The organism is Leeuwenhoekiella obamensis, assembly GCF_055391795.1.
Genome location: NZ_AP029251.1, coordinates 1,585,908 through 1,603,822, shown reverse-complemented (window position 1 = coordinate 1,603,822; position 17,915 = coordinate 1,585,908). Strand labels below are relative to the sequence as shown.

The 17,915-nt window shown below is 39.2% G+C and carries 18 protein-coding genes; 9 read left to right on the top strand and 9 right to left on the bottom strand.

Annotation, left to right across the window (positions count from 1 at the left end):
- Window positions 1–66 precede the first annotated feature (66 nt).
- The 7 genes from recN to ACZ5L8_RS07110 all read left to right on the top strand — a co-directional run bounded on the left by recN (window position 67) and on the right by ACZ5L8_RS07110 (window position 7,554).
- Complete coding sequence (gene recN, locus ACZ5L8_RS07140; RefSeq protein WP_464440570.1) at window positions 67–1,722, top strand: DNA repair protein RecN; 1,656 nt, start codon at window positions 67–69, stop codon at window positions 1,720–1,722.
- Between the two features lie 35 nt (window positions 1,723–1,757).
- Window positions 1,758–2,576, top strand: a complete 819-nt coding sequence (locus tag ACZ5L8_RS07135; RefSeq protein WP_464440569.1) for an enoyl-ACP reductase FabI — start codon at window positions 1,758–1,760, stop codon at window positions 2,574–2,576.
- A gap of 61 nt (window positions 2,577–2,637) precedes the next feature.
- The gene (locus tag ACZ5L8_RS07130; RefSeq protein ID WP_464440568.1) at window positions 2,638–3,636 is read left to right on the top strand and encodes a glycosyltransferase family 2 protein; all 999 of its coding nucleotides are present in this window, start codon (window positions 2,638–2,640) and stop codon (window positions 3,634–3,636) included.
- A gap of 23 nt (window positions 3,637–3,659) precedes the next feature.
- Window positions 3,660–4,601, top strand: coding sequence for a CdaR family protein (locus tag ACZ5L8_RS07125; protein ID WP_464440567.1), 942 nt, complete (start codon window positions 3,660–3,662; stop codon window positions 4,599–4,601).
- Window positions 4,598–5,188 carry a dephospho-CoA kinase gene (gene coaE, locus ACZ5L8_RS07120; RefSeq protein WP_464440566.1) on the top strand — a complete coding sequence of 197 codons (591 nt, stop codon included), beginning with the start codon at window positions 4,598–4,600 and terminating at the stop codon, window positions 5,186–5,188. Before ACZ5L8_RS07125 ends, coaE begins: the two co-directional genes overlap by 4 nt.
- A 65-nt stretch (window positions 5,189–5,253) precedes the next feature.
- Window positions 5,254–6,831, top strand: coding sequence for a sensor histidine kinase (locus tag ACZ5L8_RS07115; protein WP_464440565.1), 1,578 nt, complete (start codon window positions 5,254–5,256; stop codon window positions 6,829–6,831).
- A 3-nt stretch (window positions 6,832–6,834) separates the two neighbouring features.
- On the top strand, window positions 6,835–7,554 hold the full coding sequence (locus ACZ5L8_RS07110) for a response regulator transcription factor (protein WP_462598076.1): 720 nt from the start codon (window positions 6,835–6,837) through the stop codon (window positions 7,552–7,554).
- Window positions 7,555–7,585: 31 nt separating this feature from the next.
- On the opposite strand, the gene miaA is transcribed toward ACZ5L8_RS07110, so the two are convergent.
- Genes miaA through ACZ5L8_RS07070 form a run of 8 tightly spaced genes read right to left on the bottom strand, consistent with a single transcriptional unit; the run spans window position 7,586 to window position 15,209 of the window.
- Complete coding sequence (gene miaA, locus ACZ5L8_RS07105; protein ID WP_464440564.1) at window positions 7,586–8,494, bottom strand: tRNA (adenosine(37)-N6)-dimethylallyltransferase MiaA; 909 nt, start codon at window positions 8,492–8,494, stop codon at window positions 7,586–7,588.
- On the bottom strand, window positions 8,487–9,320 hold the full coding sequence (locus ACZ5L8_RS07100) for an ion transporter (RefSeq protein ID WP_464440563.1): 834 nt from the start codon (window positions 9,318–9,320) through the stop codon (window positions 8,487–8,489). Before ACZ5L8_RS07100 ends, miaA begins: the two co-directional genes overlap by 8 nt.
- Window positions 9,317–10,693 carry an exonuclease domain-containing protein gene (locus tag ACZ5L8_RS07095; protein WP_464440562.1) on the bottom strand — a complete coding sequence of 459 codons (1,377 nt, stop codon included), beginning with the start codon at window positions 10,691–10,693 and terminating at the stop codon, window positions 9,317–9,319. Before ACZ5L8_RS07095 ends, ACZ5L8_RS07100 begins: the two co-directional genes overlap by 4 nt.
- Window positions 10,694–10,744: 51 nt before the next feature.
- Entirely contained in the window at window positions 10,745–11,401 is a 657-nt protein-coding gene (locus ACZ5L8_RS07090; RefSeq protein ID WP_464440561.1) for a YggS family pyridoxal phosphate-dependent enzyme, read from the bottom strand.
- A gap of 47 nt (window positions 11,402–11,448) precedes the next feature.
- Window positions 11,449–12,687: a DUF1015 domain-containing protein gene (locus ACZ5L8_RS07085; RefSeq protein ID WP_464440560.1), complete on the bottom strand. Its 1,239-nt coding sequence runs from the start codon at window positions 12,685–12,687 to the stop codon at window positions 11,449–11,451.
- Window positions 12,688–12,716: 29 nt separating this feature from the next.
- A complete protein-coding gene (locus tag ACZ5L8_RS07080; protein ID WP_464440559.1) occupies window positions 12,717–13,319 on the bottom strand; it encodes an acyloxyacyl hydrolase in 603 nt (200 codons plus the stop codon).
- Window positions 13,320–13,322: 3 nt separating this feature from the next.
- Window positions 13,323–14,210: a 3-hydroxybutyryl-CoA dehydrogenase gene (locus ACZ5L8_RS07075; RefSeq protein WP_464440558.1), complete on the bottom strand. Its 888-nt coding sequence runs from the start codon at window positions 14,208–14,210 to the stop codon at window positions 13,323–13,325.
- A gap of 33 nt (window positions 14,211–14,243) precedes the next feature.
- Entirely contained in the window at window positions 14,244–15,209 is a 966-nt protein-coding gene (locus ACZ5L8_RS07070; RefSeq protein WP_462598083.1) for a Gfo/Idh/MocA family protein, read from the bottom strand.
- Window positions 15,210–15,302: 93 nt separating this feature from the next.
- Between ACZ5L8_RS07070 and ACZ5L8_RS07065 the strand changes: the two genes are divergently transcribed.
- The gene (locus ACZ5L8_RS07065) at window positions 15,303–15,944 is read left to right on the top strand and encodes a protein-L-isoaspartate(D-aspartate) O-methyltransferase (protein WP_464440557.1); all 642 of its coding nucleotides are present in this window, start codon (window positions 15,303–15,305) and stop codon (window positions 15,942–15,944) included.
- A gap of 31 nt (window positions 15,945–15,975) precedes the next feature.
- Window positions 15,976–17,019, top strand: a complete 1,044-nt coding sequence (locus tag ACZ5L8_RS07060; protein ID WP_464440556.1) for a GMP reductase — start codon at window positions 15,976–15,978, stop codon at window positions 17,017–17,019.
- On the opposite strand, the gene ACZ5L8_RS07055 is transcribed toward ACZ5L8_RS07060, so the two are convergent.
- On the bottom strand, window positions 17,016–17,831 hold the full coding sequence (locus ACZ5L8_RS07055; RefSeq protein WP_464440555.1) for a type IV pili methyl-accepting chemotaxis transducer N-terminal domain-containing protein: 816 nt from the start codon (window positions 17,829–17,831) through the stop codon (window positions 17,016–17,018). The genes ACZ5L8_RS07060 and ACZ5L8_RS07055 overlap by 4 nt on opposite strands.
- Between the last annotated feature and the right edge of the window lie 84 nt (window positions 17,832–17,915).

Below are 17,915 nucleotides of genomic sequence, written 5' to 3'. Positions count from 1 at the left end.
CTCTTATCTTTACGGTTTAATTCGCTTCCGCGAAAGCGATAATTAACTCATAAATCATCTGCTGCATTGCTAAGTAGTCTTATCATAAAAAACTATGCACTCATTGAGGAAGTTAGCCTCGATTTTGATAACGGTTTTACCGTAATTACGGGCGAAACTGGTGCAGGTAAATCTATACTTCTAGGCGCTCTTGGCTTGATCTTAGGCAATCGCGCAGATCTTGGTAGCATAGGAGATCCAGAGACTAAATGTGTGATCGAAGCTCAATTTAGCATTGAGAACTACAATTTGCAGCAACTCTTTAAAGAAGAAGATCTAGATTATGAGCCGCAAACGATCATAAGGCGGGAGATCTTGCCTAGCGGAAAAAGTAGAGCCTTTATTAATGATACGCCGGTTACGTTAAGCCAACTTTCGGCGCTCGCAAAAAGGCTTGTTGATATTCACAGTCAGCATCAAACAATGGAGGTTACCTCTAGTGATTTTCAGTTTAAAGTTCTTGACGCTTACGCGGAAAATGCTGCGCTGTTATCTGATTATGGCACAAATTTTAAACAGCTACAAAAGGAGAAAAAAGAGCTTATTTCGCTGCAAAAGCAAAGATCTGAAGCGATAAAAGAAGAAGAATATAAAAACTTCTTACTTACAGAGCTGCTCGAAGCAAACCTAAAACCAGGTGAGCAAGAAGAGATGGAAGCAGAGCATGAGGCGCTTAACAATGTTGAGCAAATCACAGAGGCGCTGGGCGATGCACACCAATTATTGAGCAGAGAAGAGCTTGGCATAAACGAGATGCTATCTGAAGCAAAACGCAATATTTCTAGAATTGCTGGTTTTGGTGAAAAATACAAATCTATTGATGAGCGTCTTGAGAGCGTAACGATCGAGCTGGATGATATTACTCAAACCATCGAAGATTTGGCAAGTGCTACAGAAAGCGACCCAATAGAGCTCGCTAGGCTAGAAACAAGATTAAAATTGATCTTTGATCTTCAGAAAAAGCATAATGTAGGATCAGTAGAGGAGTTGATCGCAATTCGTGAGGAACTGGATGCAGAGGTTCAGTCTATGCAAGGTCTTGATGATGCGATAGAGAAGTTAGAGAGATCTATTAACGCTTCACGCGAAAACCTGTTGAAAATGGCAGAGAAGATTTCGCAAAAGCGAAATAAAAAAATACCAGCTTTAAAAGAGAATTTAGAAGCTTTACTTGCAGATCTGGGTATGCCTAATGCAAGTTTTCATATAGAGTTGCTCCCCACGGAAGAACTGCGCGCGAACGGAAAAGAAGAATTGAGTTTCTTGTTTTCTGCAAACAAAGGGATGCGCCCACAAGAGCTTAAAAAAGCGGCATCTGGCGGAGAATTGAGCAGGATCATGCTTTCTATTAAAGCGATCCTTAGTGAATATGAAAATCTGCCTACGTTGATATTTGACGAGATAGATACGGGTGTGAGTGGTGAGATAGCTTTAAAAATGGGTGTGATCATGAAGAAAATGGCTGCGCGCATGCAGGTGTTGAGTATCACGCATTTACCGCAAATCGCCGGTCAAGGAGATCACCATTATAAAGTGTTTAAACAGGACAGTGAGGCAAGAACAACTACGAGTTTAGTAAGGCTTAAAACTGAGAATAGAATTGAAGAAATTGCCGAAATGCTAGGAGGGAAGTCAACTTCTGCAGCAGCAATAGAGCATGCAAAGCAGCTGCTCAATAATTAAAATCGTATTTTTGACAACGAAACTAATCATATATTATGGCCTATAATCTTTTAAAAGGAAAACGCGGGATCATTTTTGGCGCGCTAGATGAAAATAGTATCGCCTGGAAAACCGCAGAACGTGTTCACGAAGAAGGCGGAAAATTTGTGCTTACAAATGCTCCTATCGCAATGCGTATGGGAACTATCAATCAACTTGCTGAAAAAACAGGTTCTAAAGTAATCCCTGCAGATGCTACTAGCATTGAGGATCTTGAGAAACTAGTTGATGCAGCTGTTGAAGAGCTGGGAGGTAAAATTGACTTTGTACTTCACAGTATCGGGATGTCTATTAACGTGCGTAAAGGCAAGCATTACACAGATCAAAACCACGATTGGACGGCAAAAGGATGGGATGTAAGTGCAGGAAGCTTTCATAAAGTGATGCAAGTTCTTTATAAAAAAGACGCCATGAGCGAGTGGGGTAGTATCGTTGCATTGTCCTATATGGCGGCACAACGCGTATTCCCAGACTATAACGATATGGCGGACAACAAAGCATATCTAGAGAGCATCGCAAGAAGTTTTGGATATTTCTTTGGTCGTGATAAAAAAGTAAGAGTAAACACGATCTCTCAATCTCCTACGCCTACTACAGCTGGTAAAGGTGTAAAAGGTTTTGATGGTTTTATCGCTTACGCGGAAAAAATGAGTCCGCTGGGTAATGCCACTGCAGATGATTGTGCAAACTACACAGTGAGTCTTTTCTCAGACCTTACAAAAAAGGTAACCCTACAAAATCTTTTCCACGATGGAGGATTTAGCAATATGGGTGTGAGCGATGCTGTTATGGAAGCATTTGTTGACGAAGAGTAATCAACGTATTATTTGATAAAACAGAGCCCGTGAAGTAAATTCACGGGCTTTTTTATAGCAGATGGAACTCTATTTTTCTTTCATAATTCCCGTTTATAATAGACCAGAAGAGGTTGACGAACTTCTCCTGAGCTTCTCTCGTCTGGATTATGACAAACCTTATGAGATCGTTCTTATAGAAGATGGTTCAACCATTTCTTCTAGAACCATTGTAGAAAACTACAGCGCGCTGCCTATTTCTTATTTTGAAAAAGCAAACTCAGGACCCGGACCATCGCGCAATTATGGTATGGCTAGAGCCAAAGGAAATTATTTTATAGTTCTAGACAGTGACGTCATTCTCCCTGAAAATTATCTGCAAGAAGTAGAAAAGGAATTAATCTCGAAGTATGTAGATTTTTTTGGTGGGCCAGACGCCGCAGATGAGTCTTTTTCAGACTTGCAAAAAGCTATTGACTTTACCATGACTTCGTTTTTAACCACTGGCGGAATACGAGGTGGTAAAAAGGGCGTAGATAAATTTCAGCCGCGCAGTTTTAATATGGGCATCTCAAAATCTGCTTTTAAAGCTACACAAGGTTTTGGGAAAATTCACCCAGGAGAAGATCCTGATCTCACATTTAGATTGTGGCAGCAAGGTTTCAGTTCTAGATTGTTTCCTGAGGCAAAGGTTTTTCATAAACGTCGTATTTCTTGGAAGAAGTTTTATCAGCAAGTGAGAAAATTTGGTTTAGTTAGACCTATTCTCAGCTCGTGGCATGAGGGCACGGCAAAGCTGACGTATTGGTTTCCTACATTGTTTTGTCTCGCATTTATAGGGGCGATCGTTTTTGCGGCATTCTCTATCTATTGGCCACTACTTTGTTTTGCAGTGTATTTTATCTTACTAGCCGGAGGCGCTTTGGTGAAAACCAAAAAAATAACTATCGCTTTACAAGTTCTAGTCGCTGTATTTGTACAATTTTTTGGATATGGGATCGCATTTTTTCAGTCAACTTTAGCAATTCGTTGGCTTAAAAAGGAACCTAAAGAGAAATTCCCTCACCTATTTTTTGACTAATTTTACAGAAGAGTAATCTTGCTATGTCAAAAACAAAAAAGAAGCTAAACAACGCAAATATTAGGATCTTTCTACTGATTCTTGTGCTTACTGCCTGCGTTTCTCTTTTTGTAAAACTCAACAAACTGTTTACCTACACGGTCAAAGTTCCTGTGCATTTAGTGAACACTCCTGAGGACAAGATCTTAAAATCGTATAGTGCAGATAAGATTCAAGTTAGCGGCCGTGCCACTGGCTATGAATATTTAAAATATAAACTATCTGATCAAGAATATGAGGTAGATCTTTCGCGAATTAAGCGTGCAAAGAACGGTAAATACTTCTATGCTTTTGATGCAAATAACGCACGATTAGGCGGCAGTTTGATAGATAGCGAGATCAGCAGTATAACGCCAGACACAATATTTTTTGTGCTTGATGAGAATTACGAGAAGCGCGTGCCTGTAAAGATCAACTCAGAGATTTCTTTTGCGGCCGGTTATGGTAGTCTCAAGGGCGTTGTTCTTGATCCAGATACGGTTTTGGTTCGGGGACCAAAAAGTGATCTCGACAAGCTCAAAGCCGTAAATTCTGATCTTATACAATTTAAAGAGATCAAGTCTAGTCAAGAAGACAGTGTTGCACTCACGGTGAAAAACAGCAGCATTGAGATCATACCTAATAAGGTCTTAATGGATCTTGAGGTAGATAAATTTACCGAAGGTGATATTGAGATTCCGCTGCAGATCATCAATGTTCCTAGTGGTGTGACGGCAAAGATTTTCCCGAAGCGTGTGAACCTTATCTTCAACGTAAATCTCAAAGATTACGAACGCGTTAAGATCAATGAATTTAAAGTAGTATGTGATTTTGCCGAGATCGATAGCACTACAACCACAATTACGCCTAAGATCGTAGCGCACCCAGATTTTGTAAGAGATGTGCGCTTACGCGAAAAGACAATACAATACTTACTGGTAAAATGATGATCGTAGGTCTTACTGGCGGCATCGGCAGTGGAAAAACTACTATTGCGGGTTTTTTCAAAGAGCTTGGTGTTCCCGTTTATCACTCCGATGACGAGGCAAAAAAGCTCATGCATACTCCAGTGGTGAGAGAAAAGGTTGAGAAACTTTTTGGCTCCCAAGCCTACATCAATGATATTTTAAATAGAAAGTTTATTTCTGATCAGGTTTTTGAGAATAAAGACCTCCTTCATCGGTTAAATGCAATTGTTCATCCTGCGGTGCGCAAAAATTTTGAAGAATGGGTCGCTGCCCAAAATGCTAAATATGTAATTCAAGAAGTAGCGATTCTCTTTGAAAATGACCTGCAAAAAAAGTTTGATTTTACCATACTTGTAACCGCTCCTGAAGACACCAGAATTGAACGTGTGATGAAGCGTGAAAATGTTAAAAAAAGCGCAGTATTAGCGAGAATTGCCAATCAATGGAGTGATGAAAAAAAGCGTCCTTTAGCCGACTTTATCATAGAGAATATCACCCTTGAAAACTCCCGGAAAAAGGTTGAGGAAATAAATGTTAAAATCTTGTCAAGGCGCATAAATACATAGGCTGCCGATGTTAACATTTGGTTAAACCACCGCTCGTGTAAATGTTAAAATCATACATTTGGAGCATGAACAAAAAATTATTTGTGCTTCTGGTGGTGCTGATGAGTCTCTCGCTTATGGGGATCATCTTTGTTCAAGGTTACTGGATATCAAACAGTATCGAGACAAAACGCGGGCAGTTTGCATTTAACGCTAATCAGGTTTTAAAATCTACGGCGGTTAAATTGCAGAATAACGAGCTCGAGCGTTTGTACACTCCCATTTTAAAGTTGCGCGATAGTTTAGGTTCTATAGATAATATTACTTTTTACGAACTATTCGTTCGTCCTCAAGATTCTCTTACCAGTGACAACTATATCTATCGTAATAGTATAGCAGATCAAGATTATAAATTAACTGCGCCTATTCTAGATTTTGATATGGATAGCGTGAAGTTTAATAAATATCTGCAAGGCAAAGGCAAACTTACAAGAGCTTTAGAGAATAATCAAATTCAAAAAACGCAGGTTGACAGAAGAGCACAATTTGTTAGATACAATAATCTAGAGGATTTTGAGAAATACAGTCTGCAGCAGTTTATTCTAGAGACTACAAGAAAGATCCCTATTTCAAATCGTGTGAGCAAAGCAGATATTGAGCGTCTTATGACGATGGAGCTTGCTGAGCGTGATATGGATACAGAATTTGAATATGCCATTTATAGCAACAATCTTGCAACAAGCGTTAGAAGTGAAGGTTTTGATATAGAGAATCCTAAGAACACGTTTAGCGAACCGCTTTTTGTAGATGGTGATGGTAATAACGATTATGAACTTTGGGCTCGTTTTCCTGGTGAGAAAAAGTTTGTGATCTCCTCAGTGGTTGTAATGGGAGGTTTGAGCATCTTGTTTACACTCATTATAGTAGTGGCTTACAGCAGTGCGTTACAGCAGTTGATAAAGCAACGTCAGATCTCGCAGATCAAGACAGACTTTATTAATAACATGACACACGAATTCAAGACGCCTATCGCAACAATAAATTTGGCGCTTGACGCAATAAAAAATCCTAAAGTAAGCGGTAATCCTGAGTTTCTTAATAGATACATGGGGATGATACGTGAAGAAAATAAGAGAATGCACGCACAGGTAGAAAATGTGTTGCGTATTTCTAAATTAGAGAAAAACCAACTTGACATTAAAAAAGAACGTCTCAAACTACACGATCTAGTAGAAGATGCAATAACGCATGTAGAACTTATCGTAGAAGATAGAGGCGGTTATATAAAAACACATCTAGGAGCTGTAAAATCTTCAGTTCTTGCAAATGAAACACACTTCACAAATGTAATTGTGAATATTCTGGATAACGCTGTGAAATATTCTAGCGATACTCCTAAGATCGATATATATACAGAGAACCTTAAGAACTTCATCCTGCTTAAGATCAAAGATCAAGGCGATGGAATGACAAAAGGCGTTCAGAAAAAAGTATTTGAAAAATTTTACCGTGAACATACAGGAGATATCCATAATGTAAAAGGACACGGTCTAGGTCTTGCTTACGCAAAACGCATTGTAGAAGATCACTCTGGTGATATCTGGGTGCAAAGTGAAGTAGGTAAAGGCAGCACATTTATAATTAAATTACCACTAATATCTTAACTCATGGAAACAGAAAACAAGAAAATCCTACTGGTTGAAGACGACCCAAACTTTGGAACAGTATTGAAAGATTATCTTTCAATGAACGATTATGACGTAACTCATGCCAAGAACGGTATGGAAGGTTTTGAAAAGTTCAAGAAAGATGATTTTGATCTAGTTATTGCAGACGTAATGATGCCATACAAAGATGGTTTTACGCTAGCTAAAGAGATCAGAGAAAAAAATGAAGATGTGCCTATCATTTTCTTAACTGCAAAAGCAATGAAAGAAGATGTACTTAAAGGGTACAAAGTAGGAGCAGATGACTATTTGAACAAGCCATTTGATAGCGAAGTTCTTCTTATGAAGATCAAGGCGATCATGATGCGTAAGGCTACAGATAGCATCGCAGATAGCAAGCAATTTGAATTCCAGATCGGTAACTTCTTCTTAAACTCAAAATTAAGATTCCTTACTTATAAAGAAGAAGAGCCTATTAAGCTTTCGCCAAAAGAAAACGAACTTCTTAGATTATTAGCACTTCATGAAAATGATCTTATGCCTAGAGAACTCGCGCTTACTAAGATCTGGAGAGATGATAACTATTTTACATCTAGAAGTATGGATGTTTACATCGCAAAACTGCGTAAATATCTTAAACTAGATGACACTGTTGAGATTCTTAACATTCACGGTGAAGGTTTCCGTCTTGTAGTAAAGAAAGAGGAAGAAGAAAAATAAAGTGGTAAATAAAGACGTCCCTTTGTTTGGGTCAGAGGGACGTTTTTTTATCAATCACTTCTAGAATTTCAGAGGTTGGGGTTTTATGATCAAACCACAATATCGATTCATCTTTTCTATACCACGTTAATTGCCTTTTTGCAAACCGGCGTGTATTCTTTTTAATTTCTTCTACAGCTTTTTCTTTAGAAATTTCCCCATCAAAGTATTGAAAAAGCTCCTTATAACCTACAGTTTGTAATGCATTAAGCTCACGTTGAGGATAGACCTTTCTAGCTTCCTCTTCTAAGCCATTTTGCATCATAATGTCAACCCTGCGATTGATGCGGTCATAAATGATCTCACGATCTGCAGTAAGACCTATTTGTATAGCATTAAAATTTCTTTTAATAGTATTTCTCGCTAAGAATGAGGAATAGGGCTTTCCTGTGCCTATGCAAATTTCAAGTGCTCGCATAACGCGCTGCGGATTATTAATATCTACGCGCTCATTGTGCTCAGGGTCTAATTCTTTCAGTAGTGTTTGTAAAGCTTCAAAACCTTCTTCATCTCGCTTCCGCGAAAGCGACTCCCGAACGTCACCGTCTACATCTGGAAATTTGTCTAGACCATAAAGCACTGCATTGACGTACAAACCAGAACCGCCTACTAAAACCGCAACATCATTTTTTTGATGAAGCTCAGCAATTTTGGCGACAGCCTCTTGCTCAAAAAGGCCTACGTTATACTCATCCTCAATACTGATGTGTTGAATAAAATGATGTTTGGCTGCAGCCAACTCATCTTCATCTGGCACAGCAGTACCAATGCACATTTCTTTAAAAAACTGCCTGGAATCTGCCGAAACGATCTCGGCATTATAATGCTGCGCGAGTTTGATTCCCAAAGCCGTTTTACCAATGGCCGTGGGACCTACAACCGTGATCAAAGTTTTAGTCATGATGAAGTGTGTGTCCGCATTTATGACAAAACTTAGCGCCGTCTTGATGTTTGTTCGATCCGCAGTTTTGGCACGATTGTGTGTTGAGCGCAAGATTACCTTCAGGAGAACCTTTTGCCATTTCTGCACTTACGATGCCGGTAGGAACAGCGATGATACCATACCCTAAGATCATGATGACCATCGCAATAAATTGACCTAGCGGCGTAACCGGAGCAATATCACCAAAGCCCACCGTAGTAAGCGTCACAATACACCAATAAATACTTAACGGAATATTTCTAAAACCATTTTCAGGCCCTTCTACCAGATACATGAGTGTACCCGCGATCACAGATAGAATAAGAACGGCAAACAGAAAAACAAGAATCTTAGGTTTGCTGTCTTTTAAGGCTTTTGCAAGCCGATTTCCTTCGCCTATGTAGCGCGTAACTTTTAAGATCCTGAAAACGCGAAGTAACCTCAATGCTCTTATGGTTAACAAAGCATGCGTTCCCACAAAAAAGAATGACAAATACAATGGTATGGTTGAAACTAGATCTATAAAACCATAAAAGCTAAAAATATAAGCGCTAGGTTTTTTTATCGTGATGCATCTTAAAATATATTCTATGGTAAAAAAAATGGTTATGATCCACTCACCGATAAAGAAATAATCGCCATATTTTGTGCTGATGGCTGTTACACTTTCTAGCATAACCATAATTATGCTTAAGAAAATAAGGATCAGCAATACAACATCAAATGCTTTACCAGCAGGCGTATCTGCCTCATAAATTATTTCATGCAGTCTGGTTTTCCAGTTGTATGTAGCTTTTGATGTCAATTTTTAATTTCTTCTAGTTCTACGGTTTTCAGAACTTTTTTAGTTCTAAGATAACTCTGTATTATGTGTCTTGCATCACGATTGTCTTGCATTGGGATCACAAGATTTTGAAGCACTTCAATATTATTTAATTGAAAGTTGAGATTGTAAAACCCAAAACCTTTAAAGGTTCCATCTTCAATAAGTACAAAACTTCTTTCATCAACTTCACGACCGCGATCAATGATCACCATACTTTTATTGATAAAGCCGTATTTATTGATGTAAGTGTTTACACGCTCATTGTAAACCTCAGGTGATTCTTCTCCTAGGCATGCGCCAAAACATTGCTTGATGGTATAATTAAAACAATTCCCGCCGGTGGACTGGAGGCCTGTTTTGCTTTGGCATAAGCCATATTCCTCAATTACAAATTCCAGATGATTTTTCGCCGAAAGGCTATTACCAAAAGTCGTAACACTATCTTTTTTTGAAGTAACAGACTCGATCTTAAGATTTACATAGCCATCATCATCTACAAAGGTGCTTAGCTGATTTTTAAAGATCGTGCGGCGCAGAGCGCGGTTGTGTTTTGGCTTATTTTTTTTGATCTCCTCATTCTCTTTGAGTAGAGCGATGAGTTCGCTGCCGGTTTCTTCATACGTCACCGCTTCAACCTCTTCTTGCATTTGTTTAGACTTGCGATTATCGCTTGTAAAATGCTGATTGATACGTTTTCTTATATTTTTTGCCTTGCCTATATAGATCACTTTGCCGTTAGCATTGTGCATGTAATACACACCACAAGTGCTGGGTAATTCTTCGATAATATCTCGAAGTTTAGTGTCCATTTGCCGTTTAGGGTTGAGTTTAACGGCTTCTTGTATAATTATCTTTTCGGTGTCTTTGCTAAGTAGAAGTTTAAACAATTTTACGGTTGCGATTGCATCACCACTTGCTCTGTGGCGATCTGTCATCGGGATTCCCAGGCTTTTACACAGTTTGCCTAAACTATAGCTTGCCTGGCCGGGAAGTAATTTTTTCGAAAGTTCTACAGAGCATAAAGACTTGCGCTGGTAATCATAACCTAAACGGTCAAACTCTAACTTTAAAATGCGGTAATCAAATTGGGCATTATGCGCAACGATCGTACAATCTGTCGTGATCTCAATAATGCGTTTTGCAACCTCCCAAAACTTAGGAGCGTTGCGCAACATCTCATTGTTTATTCCCGTAAGTCCCACAACAAAAGGCTGTATAGGGCGCTCAGGATTTACTAAGCTAATAAATTGATCTACAACTTTATGACCGTCAAACTTGTAAATGGCAATCTCGGTTATGCCTTCTTCATTGTATTTTCCGCCTGTAGTTTCTATATCGAGTATTGCGTACATCAAATCGTTTTGGTCAATAATTAAATTTTGATGGTTAAAATCAGGCTTAAGTTAATCATAATTTCTTTTGCCAAAAATCGCACTTCCCACACGCACCATATTACTGCCACAAGCAATGGCAAGCTCATAATCGCCACTCATGCCCATACTAAGGTGTTTAAGGTTATGGCTTTCGCCAAAAGTATCAAACAACGATTTAAGAGAACTAAATTCTTTTTTCAGTTGTGTCTCGTCATCAGTAAAAGTCGCCATGCCCATAAGTCCCACAACGGTAAGATGCGGATAGTTTTTGCCTAGATCTTCTTCAAAGAATCTTTTGGCCTCAGCCATAGGCATACCAAACTTAGAATCTTCATCTGCGATCTTAACTTGAAGAAGTACATCAACATGTTTTCTAAAACGCTCTGCCTGGCGATCGATCTCTTTAAACAACTTCAAGCGATCTACACTATGAATGAGACTTACATAAGGCACGATATATTTTACCTTGTTAGACTGCAAATGACCTATCATATGCCATTGAATGTCCTTAGGTAATTCTTCATGCTTGGCGGTCATTTCTTGCACTTTGTTCTCACCAAAAATGCGCTGACCGGCCTCGTAAGCTTCCATAAGATCTTCGTTAGGTTTTGTCTTAGAAACAGCAACTAACGTAACATCTTTTGGAAGTTCGTTGTAATACGATTTTAGATTTTCTGTAATGCTCAAAATGTATAGTCTTTTAAATCAAATTTACGGTTTTGCTAGCGCAAAATCTAAAACTCATAGATCGTAACTCCGCTTCTTAATTTAGGTTCAATATAGGTTGATTTTGGAGGCATTCTTAAACCCTCGTCTGCAATGTCTTTTACCTCGCTCACAGTGGCAGGAAGCATTGAGAAACCAACTTTAAAGTCACCACGATCTACTTTCTCTTTTACCGCGATCATGTTGTTTTTTCCTTTGCCATAAGCAATACGCGCATCATTTCTTAGATCGTGTATTCCTAGGATGGGTTCTAGCACTTTTTTAAATAAGATCTGTGCATCTAATGAATCTAGCGCATTTGAAAAATCATAGTGTCTTTGGCGTAAGCTTAATTCATAAAATTCTCCGTCTAGATACATGCAGAAATCATGTTTTTTCTCTGACTGATAAAACTCATGTTTTCGATTATCGATCTTAAAAACTTCGTCAAGCGCAATAAGAAATTCTTCTTTGCTCAGACCGTTAAGATCTTTAATCATGCGGCTAAATGCATGAATAGACAAATGCGACTCCGGGATGAGATACGACATAAAGAAGTTATACGGTTCATCACCCGTATGATCAGGATTTTCATCTTTTAAGTCCTTAGCAAGAAGCATAGAAGAGCTACTGCGATGATGACCATCTGCAATATAAATAGACGGCATCTCGCCAAAATATGCCTTTATCTTTTCAACACGCTCAGTGTCACAAATGGGCCACAAATAATGCGTGTCTCTATACGTAGTTGTAAACTCATATTCAGCGCGCGATTGCATCACATCTTCTATGATATTCTCAATACCATCATGATCAGGATAGGTAAGCAAAACAGCTTCTGCATTAAAGCCTACGACTTTGAGATACTCTTTAAAAAGTTCTTCACGATGCTGCAGCGTATCTTCATGTTTTTTGATCACATTATTCTCATAATCTTCAACACTTGCTGCCGCAATAATGCCAGTAAACTCTTGATAATCGCGATCAATTATTTTATAAACATAAAAGCACGACTGCTCTTCATGCATAAAAACACCATCTTCTTTAAATTCCTGATATCTGTTTTTAACAAGCTGAAAACGCTTTGCACCATTGATCTCTTTGTGAAACTTGTAGCCAGGATTCACAATGTGTAAAAACGAATATGGATTTGCCTTCATGCGAGATTTGCGCTCTTCACTAGAGTACGTTTCGTATGAACGTGAAGCGATCAGTGAGACTTTATCACGTGTAGGTCTTACAGCTTTAAATGGATGTATTTTTGGCAATTGTTATTGTTTTTACGCTTAAAGCGAAATTAAAAATCATACGCTAAACCGGCCTCAATATTCAGGGAATTGTAGCCTGAATTTGGCGTCTGGAGGTCGGCATTGCTCACATGTCTAAAACTTGGCTGAATATTAATGCTTATGTTTTTGGCGAAAGCCAAATTCACACCCAGCGCTATATTATCTGAAAAAGCAAAACCCTTTGCTAGGCGTTCAGAGCGTGTGTCAAAATAGCCCGGACCTAGACTTCCCAGCGCATAAAGTTCTAGCCATGGCAAGACTTCTTTACTTACAACAAGGCCAAAATTCATGATGTATTCTTTGATTTCCTTTTTTTGCATGAATTCTGCTCTTTCCTCGTCTGTATCCACAAACCAATAATTTAGAAGTTCATGGTGAGCAGTATTAAATTCTGGCTGAAATAGGAGATCAAGTGCTAGTTTTTTTCGCTTTAAGCGATAATAAACCTGCACTTTTCTAAAATCTACTTGATAAGCGTAATCGGCATCGTTAAAAAGAAAATTGTTGATATTACCAGTGCCTATGTGTACTGCAATACGGTGTATTTTTTTATCGCTTTGCTGCGAAAAGACCATAACCGGAAATACCAACAAAAAGTACAATGCCTTCACGCGCTATGCAAATTGTGACGCTACGTTCTCAGCTTTTCTGCTCTCTGAATAATCGTAGAATCCTTCACCGGTTTTTACTCCTTTTTTACCAGCGCGCACCATATTTACAAGCAATGGACACGGAGCGTATTTCGGATTTTTGAATCCGTCGTGAAGCACTTCTAGAATTGAAAGACAAACATCAAGTCCGATAAAATCTGCCAATTGAAGCGGTCCCATAGGATGCGCCATACCAAGCATCATTACTGTGTCAATTTCTTTTACGCCAGCAACGCCGTTATACAACGTTTCAATAGCCTCGTTGATCATAGGCATTAAGATGCGGTTTGAGACAAAGCCCGGGTAATCGTTAGCTTCTACAGGCACTTTGCCTAATTGCCCTGAAAGCTCCATAATGGTTTTTGTCACCTCGTCAGTCGTATTATAACCGCGGATGATCTCAACCAATTTCATGATAGGCACCGGATTCATAAAATGCATCCCGATCACTTTTTCCTGTCGATTTGTGACAGAGGCAATTTGTGTAATACTTATAGAAGACGTGTTTGAAGCAAGAATTGTTTTTTCAGGACAAAGAGCGTCTAGTTTCTTAAAAAGATCAAGTTTGATCTGCACATTTTCGCTGGCAGCTTCTACAACAAGATCAGCTTCTTTAACACTGTTTTCAAGGCTTGTGTTAAGCGTAATTTTTCCTAGTGTAGCTTCTTTATCAGCTTCAGTGATTTTTTCTTTTGCGACCATACGGTCCAGGTTTTTACTAATGGTAGCAAAACCTTTTTCAAGCGCTCCTTGCGAGATATCAACCAAGTTTACTGAGAATCGGCTTTGAGCAAATGTATGAGCGATGCCGTTACCCATGGTGCCGGCGCCAATAACTGTTATATTTTTCATGCGTTTATTTTTTATTTGGCTTTAAGCCAAAATCTATTTCTCAAGATCCTCGATCACCATCATGGCAACACGTAGTGCCTCAGTTCCTTGAGCTAGACTTACTTTAGGGGTTTCATTATTTGCGATAGAATCTGCAAAAGACTCCAGTTCATCAAGAATCGCGTTGTTCTCATTAACTTCTGGATTGTCAAAATAGATCTGTTTTTTAATGCCTTCAGCATTTTCTAAGATCATAGCAAATTCATCGGGATTTTGTGGAGCTTCTTTCATACGTACCACTTCGCATTTTTTCTCTAAGAAATCTACAGAGATATAAGCATCCTTCTGGAAGAAACGAGATTTGCGCATTTTTTTCATAGAAATACGGCTTGCGGTAAGGTTTGCCACGCAACCATTTTCAAACTCGATACGGGCGTTTGCGATATCTGGAGTATCGCTTATCACAGCTACACCAGAAGCAGAAACCTTTGACACTGGACTTTTTACCACGCTCAATATTGCATCAATATCGTGAATCATAAGATCGAGTACAACAGGCACGTCTGTACCACGCGGATTAAATTCTGCCAAGCGATGCGCTTCAATAAACATAGGTTTCTCAATGCGATCGTTCACAGCAGTAAATGCAGGATTAAATCGTTCTACATGACCTACTTGACCACGCACGCCGTGTTCTTTTGCAAGCTCTCTGATCTTAACGGCCTCTTCAACCGTGTTTGCAATGGGCTTTTCTATAAACAAATGCTTGCCGGCTTGGATCACCTTTTCTGCGCAAGCAAAATGAAAAGTTGTAGGCGTCACCACATCCACAACATCGCAGGCCTCAATAAGCGCCTCCATGCTAGGAAATGATTTGTAACCAAACTCAGCTTCTATATTTTTTGCAGCCTCTGGTGAGGCATCATAAAATCCTACAAGTTCATATTTTGAGGATTGTTTTAGCAATTTCAGGTGAATTTTCCCTAGGTGACCGGCACCCAGTACGCCAGCTTTAAGCATATCTTGATCGTTTTTGTAAAAATAAGATTTCTCATTCAGTTTAGAAGAGGGTTTTGAGTTTTGGTTATGGGTAAGTTTGATTATTTTAGCGCTATGAGGGATACTACGCGACACCAGGGAAAACGCCGTTTACTGGCAAAAACCGTTGAAGAAAAGGGAATTAAAGACGAGCGCGTTCTTGATGCGATAAAAAAGATACCGCGACACCTTTTTATGGATAGCAGTTTTGAGGATCACGCATACCAGGATAAAGCGTTTCCTATAGCCGCAGATCAAACAATTTCTCAACCGTACACCGTAGCTTTTCAAACAGAACTTCTTGAGATCAACAAAGGAGATCTCATTCTTGAAATTGGTACAGGAAGTGGGTATCAAACCGCCGTTTTGTGCGAGATGGGCGCAAAAGTGTATTCTATAGAGCGACAGCATGAGTTGTTTAAGCTTACGCGAAAATTTCTCACAAAGCTGGGCTACAGGCCAAAGCGATTGACCTTTGGCGATGGGTATAAAGGAATGCCAGAGTATGCACCTTTTGACGGAATAATAGTTACCGCTGGAGCTCCGTTTATCCCAAAACCCTTGCTAGCACAACTGAAAATAGGAGGGAAGCTTGTTATACCCGTTGGCAAAGAACATCAGGTAATGACAAGAATTGTGCGCACCGCTGCAACAAAATTTGAAAAAATGGAATATGGCGAGTTTAGATTCGTTCCATTATTAGAAGACAAGAACTAACTTCGTTAGTACACAAATACCAAAAGAATTTATGAGGATAGAGCAAGATTTAAAGCTAGGCTTTAAAGATGTAATGATACGCCCAAAAAGATCTACACTTAAAAGCAGATCTCAAGTAAGCTTAGAACGAGAATTTAAATTTCTACATGGCGCTACAGCCTGGAAGGGCGTACCCATCATGGCAGCAAATATGGATACTGTGGGGACTTTTGAAATGGCAAAAGCTCTGGCAGAAAATAAAATGTTCACGGCAATTCATAAGCATTATTCTATTGAAGAATGGGGCGCGTTTTTAAAAGGAGTAGATGCTTCTTTGCTAGAATATATCGCAGTAAGCACAGGTACCGGTAAGCAGGATTCTGAGAAATTAAGAACGCTTATCGATGCGCATCCTGAACTTCGTTTTATTTGTATTGACGTGGCAAACGGTTACTCTGAGCATTTTGTTGAGTTTGTAAAAAACACACGCTCTCAATTTAAAGACAAAGTGATCATCGCAGGAAATGTCGTTACTGGCGAGATGGTAGAAGAATTACTTCTTGCAGGGGCAGACATTGTAAAAGTTGGTATCGGCCCAGGTAGTGTTTGTACCACAAGAGTAAAAACAGGTGTAGGTTATCCACAGCTTTCTGCGATTATTGAGTGTGCAGATGCTGCGCATGGGCTCGGTGGCCAAATAATTAGCGATGGCGGTTGCTCTATCCCGGGAGATATTGCAAAAGCCTTTGGGGCGGGAGCAGATTTTGTGATGATAGGCGGTATGCTTGCAGGTCATGACGAAAGCGGAGGCGAAAGAATAGAGCGCGACGGTAAAGAGTATAAATTATTTTACGGTATGAGTTCGTCTACAGCTATGGAAAAGCACGTGGGCGGCGTTGCAGAATATCGTGCTAGCGAAGGCAAAACAGTAGAAGTTCCTTATCGCGGAGCGGTGCAAGCAACGGTTCAAGATATTCTGGGTGGTATTAGAAGTACCTGCACCTATGTGGGCGCTAGCCGACTTAAAGAATTGACAAAAAGAACAACCTTTATCAGAGTAGCAGAGCAAGAAAATAGGGTCTATACTAGCTCTTAAATTTCCTCTGTATTTGCATTTATCGAGGTTACCACTTCGTCAAGCTCGTCTATAGATTGAGAGAGTAATTTGATATACTTTTCTTTTTCGGCAGGACTGGCAGATTTATCTTTTTTAATAATTTCTATAAGGCTTTTGGCATTCGCCAAAGGTCTTCTTACTTCATGACTTTGCTGCCAGGCGATCTCTCGTAGCTGCTTATTTTTCGCCGAAAGGCTAGAGATGTTTTTAATCATTTTCTTCTCAAAAGGAAGAAATATAAATCGTACTTCTAAGATGATCACAAGAATGGAGATCAACATGAGTAAGACTTCGGTAGAGACGATGAGTCTAAGTTTTGAATGTGAATTTTTCTCGAGAAGATTCACGGCATTGTTCATCTGAAAAAGAAATTCTTCCTGATTCTTGTTGATGTTTGTGTAATTCAGCGTGGTGATATCGCTTGCTGAAAGCCATTCGCTTACATTTTTGATCTCTGGCTCAAGGTAATGTAGAATGTCAATTACCTTATTGTTTTCAATGGGCTCAAGATCTAGCGATTTATCTCCTTCTAGCAGGGCGTTGTGTGCTTTTTGCCATTGAGCAAAAAGATCATTCAAATGGTTGATATCACCTTCATTATTCTTGATGCGATAAAATTCTAGATTTATCTTTTGGCTCAACATACGCTGGCGGCCGGCGATGTTTATCACACGTGCATCCTGATCCTTCTTTGCAAGCCAATATTGTATAAATATTTGATTGCAAACAAGCACAGCAATAGCGATGATCACGCTGTAGATATATCTATTTTTTAGAATTTTTGATTTCATTACGGGGCCGTCAGAAAAATCTTCACCAAGATAAGTCTTTATAGCATTTTATTAAAAGAGAAATTCTGTAAGATGTTTAATGTT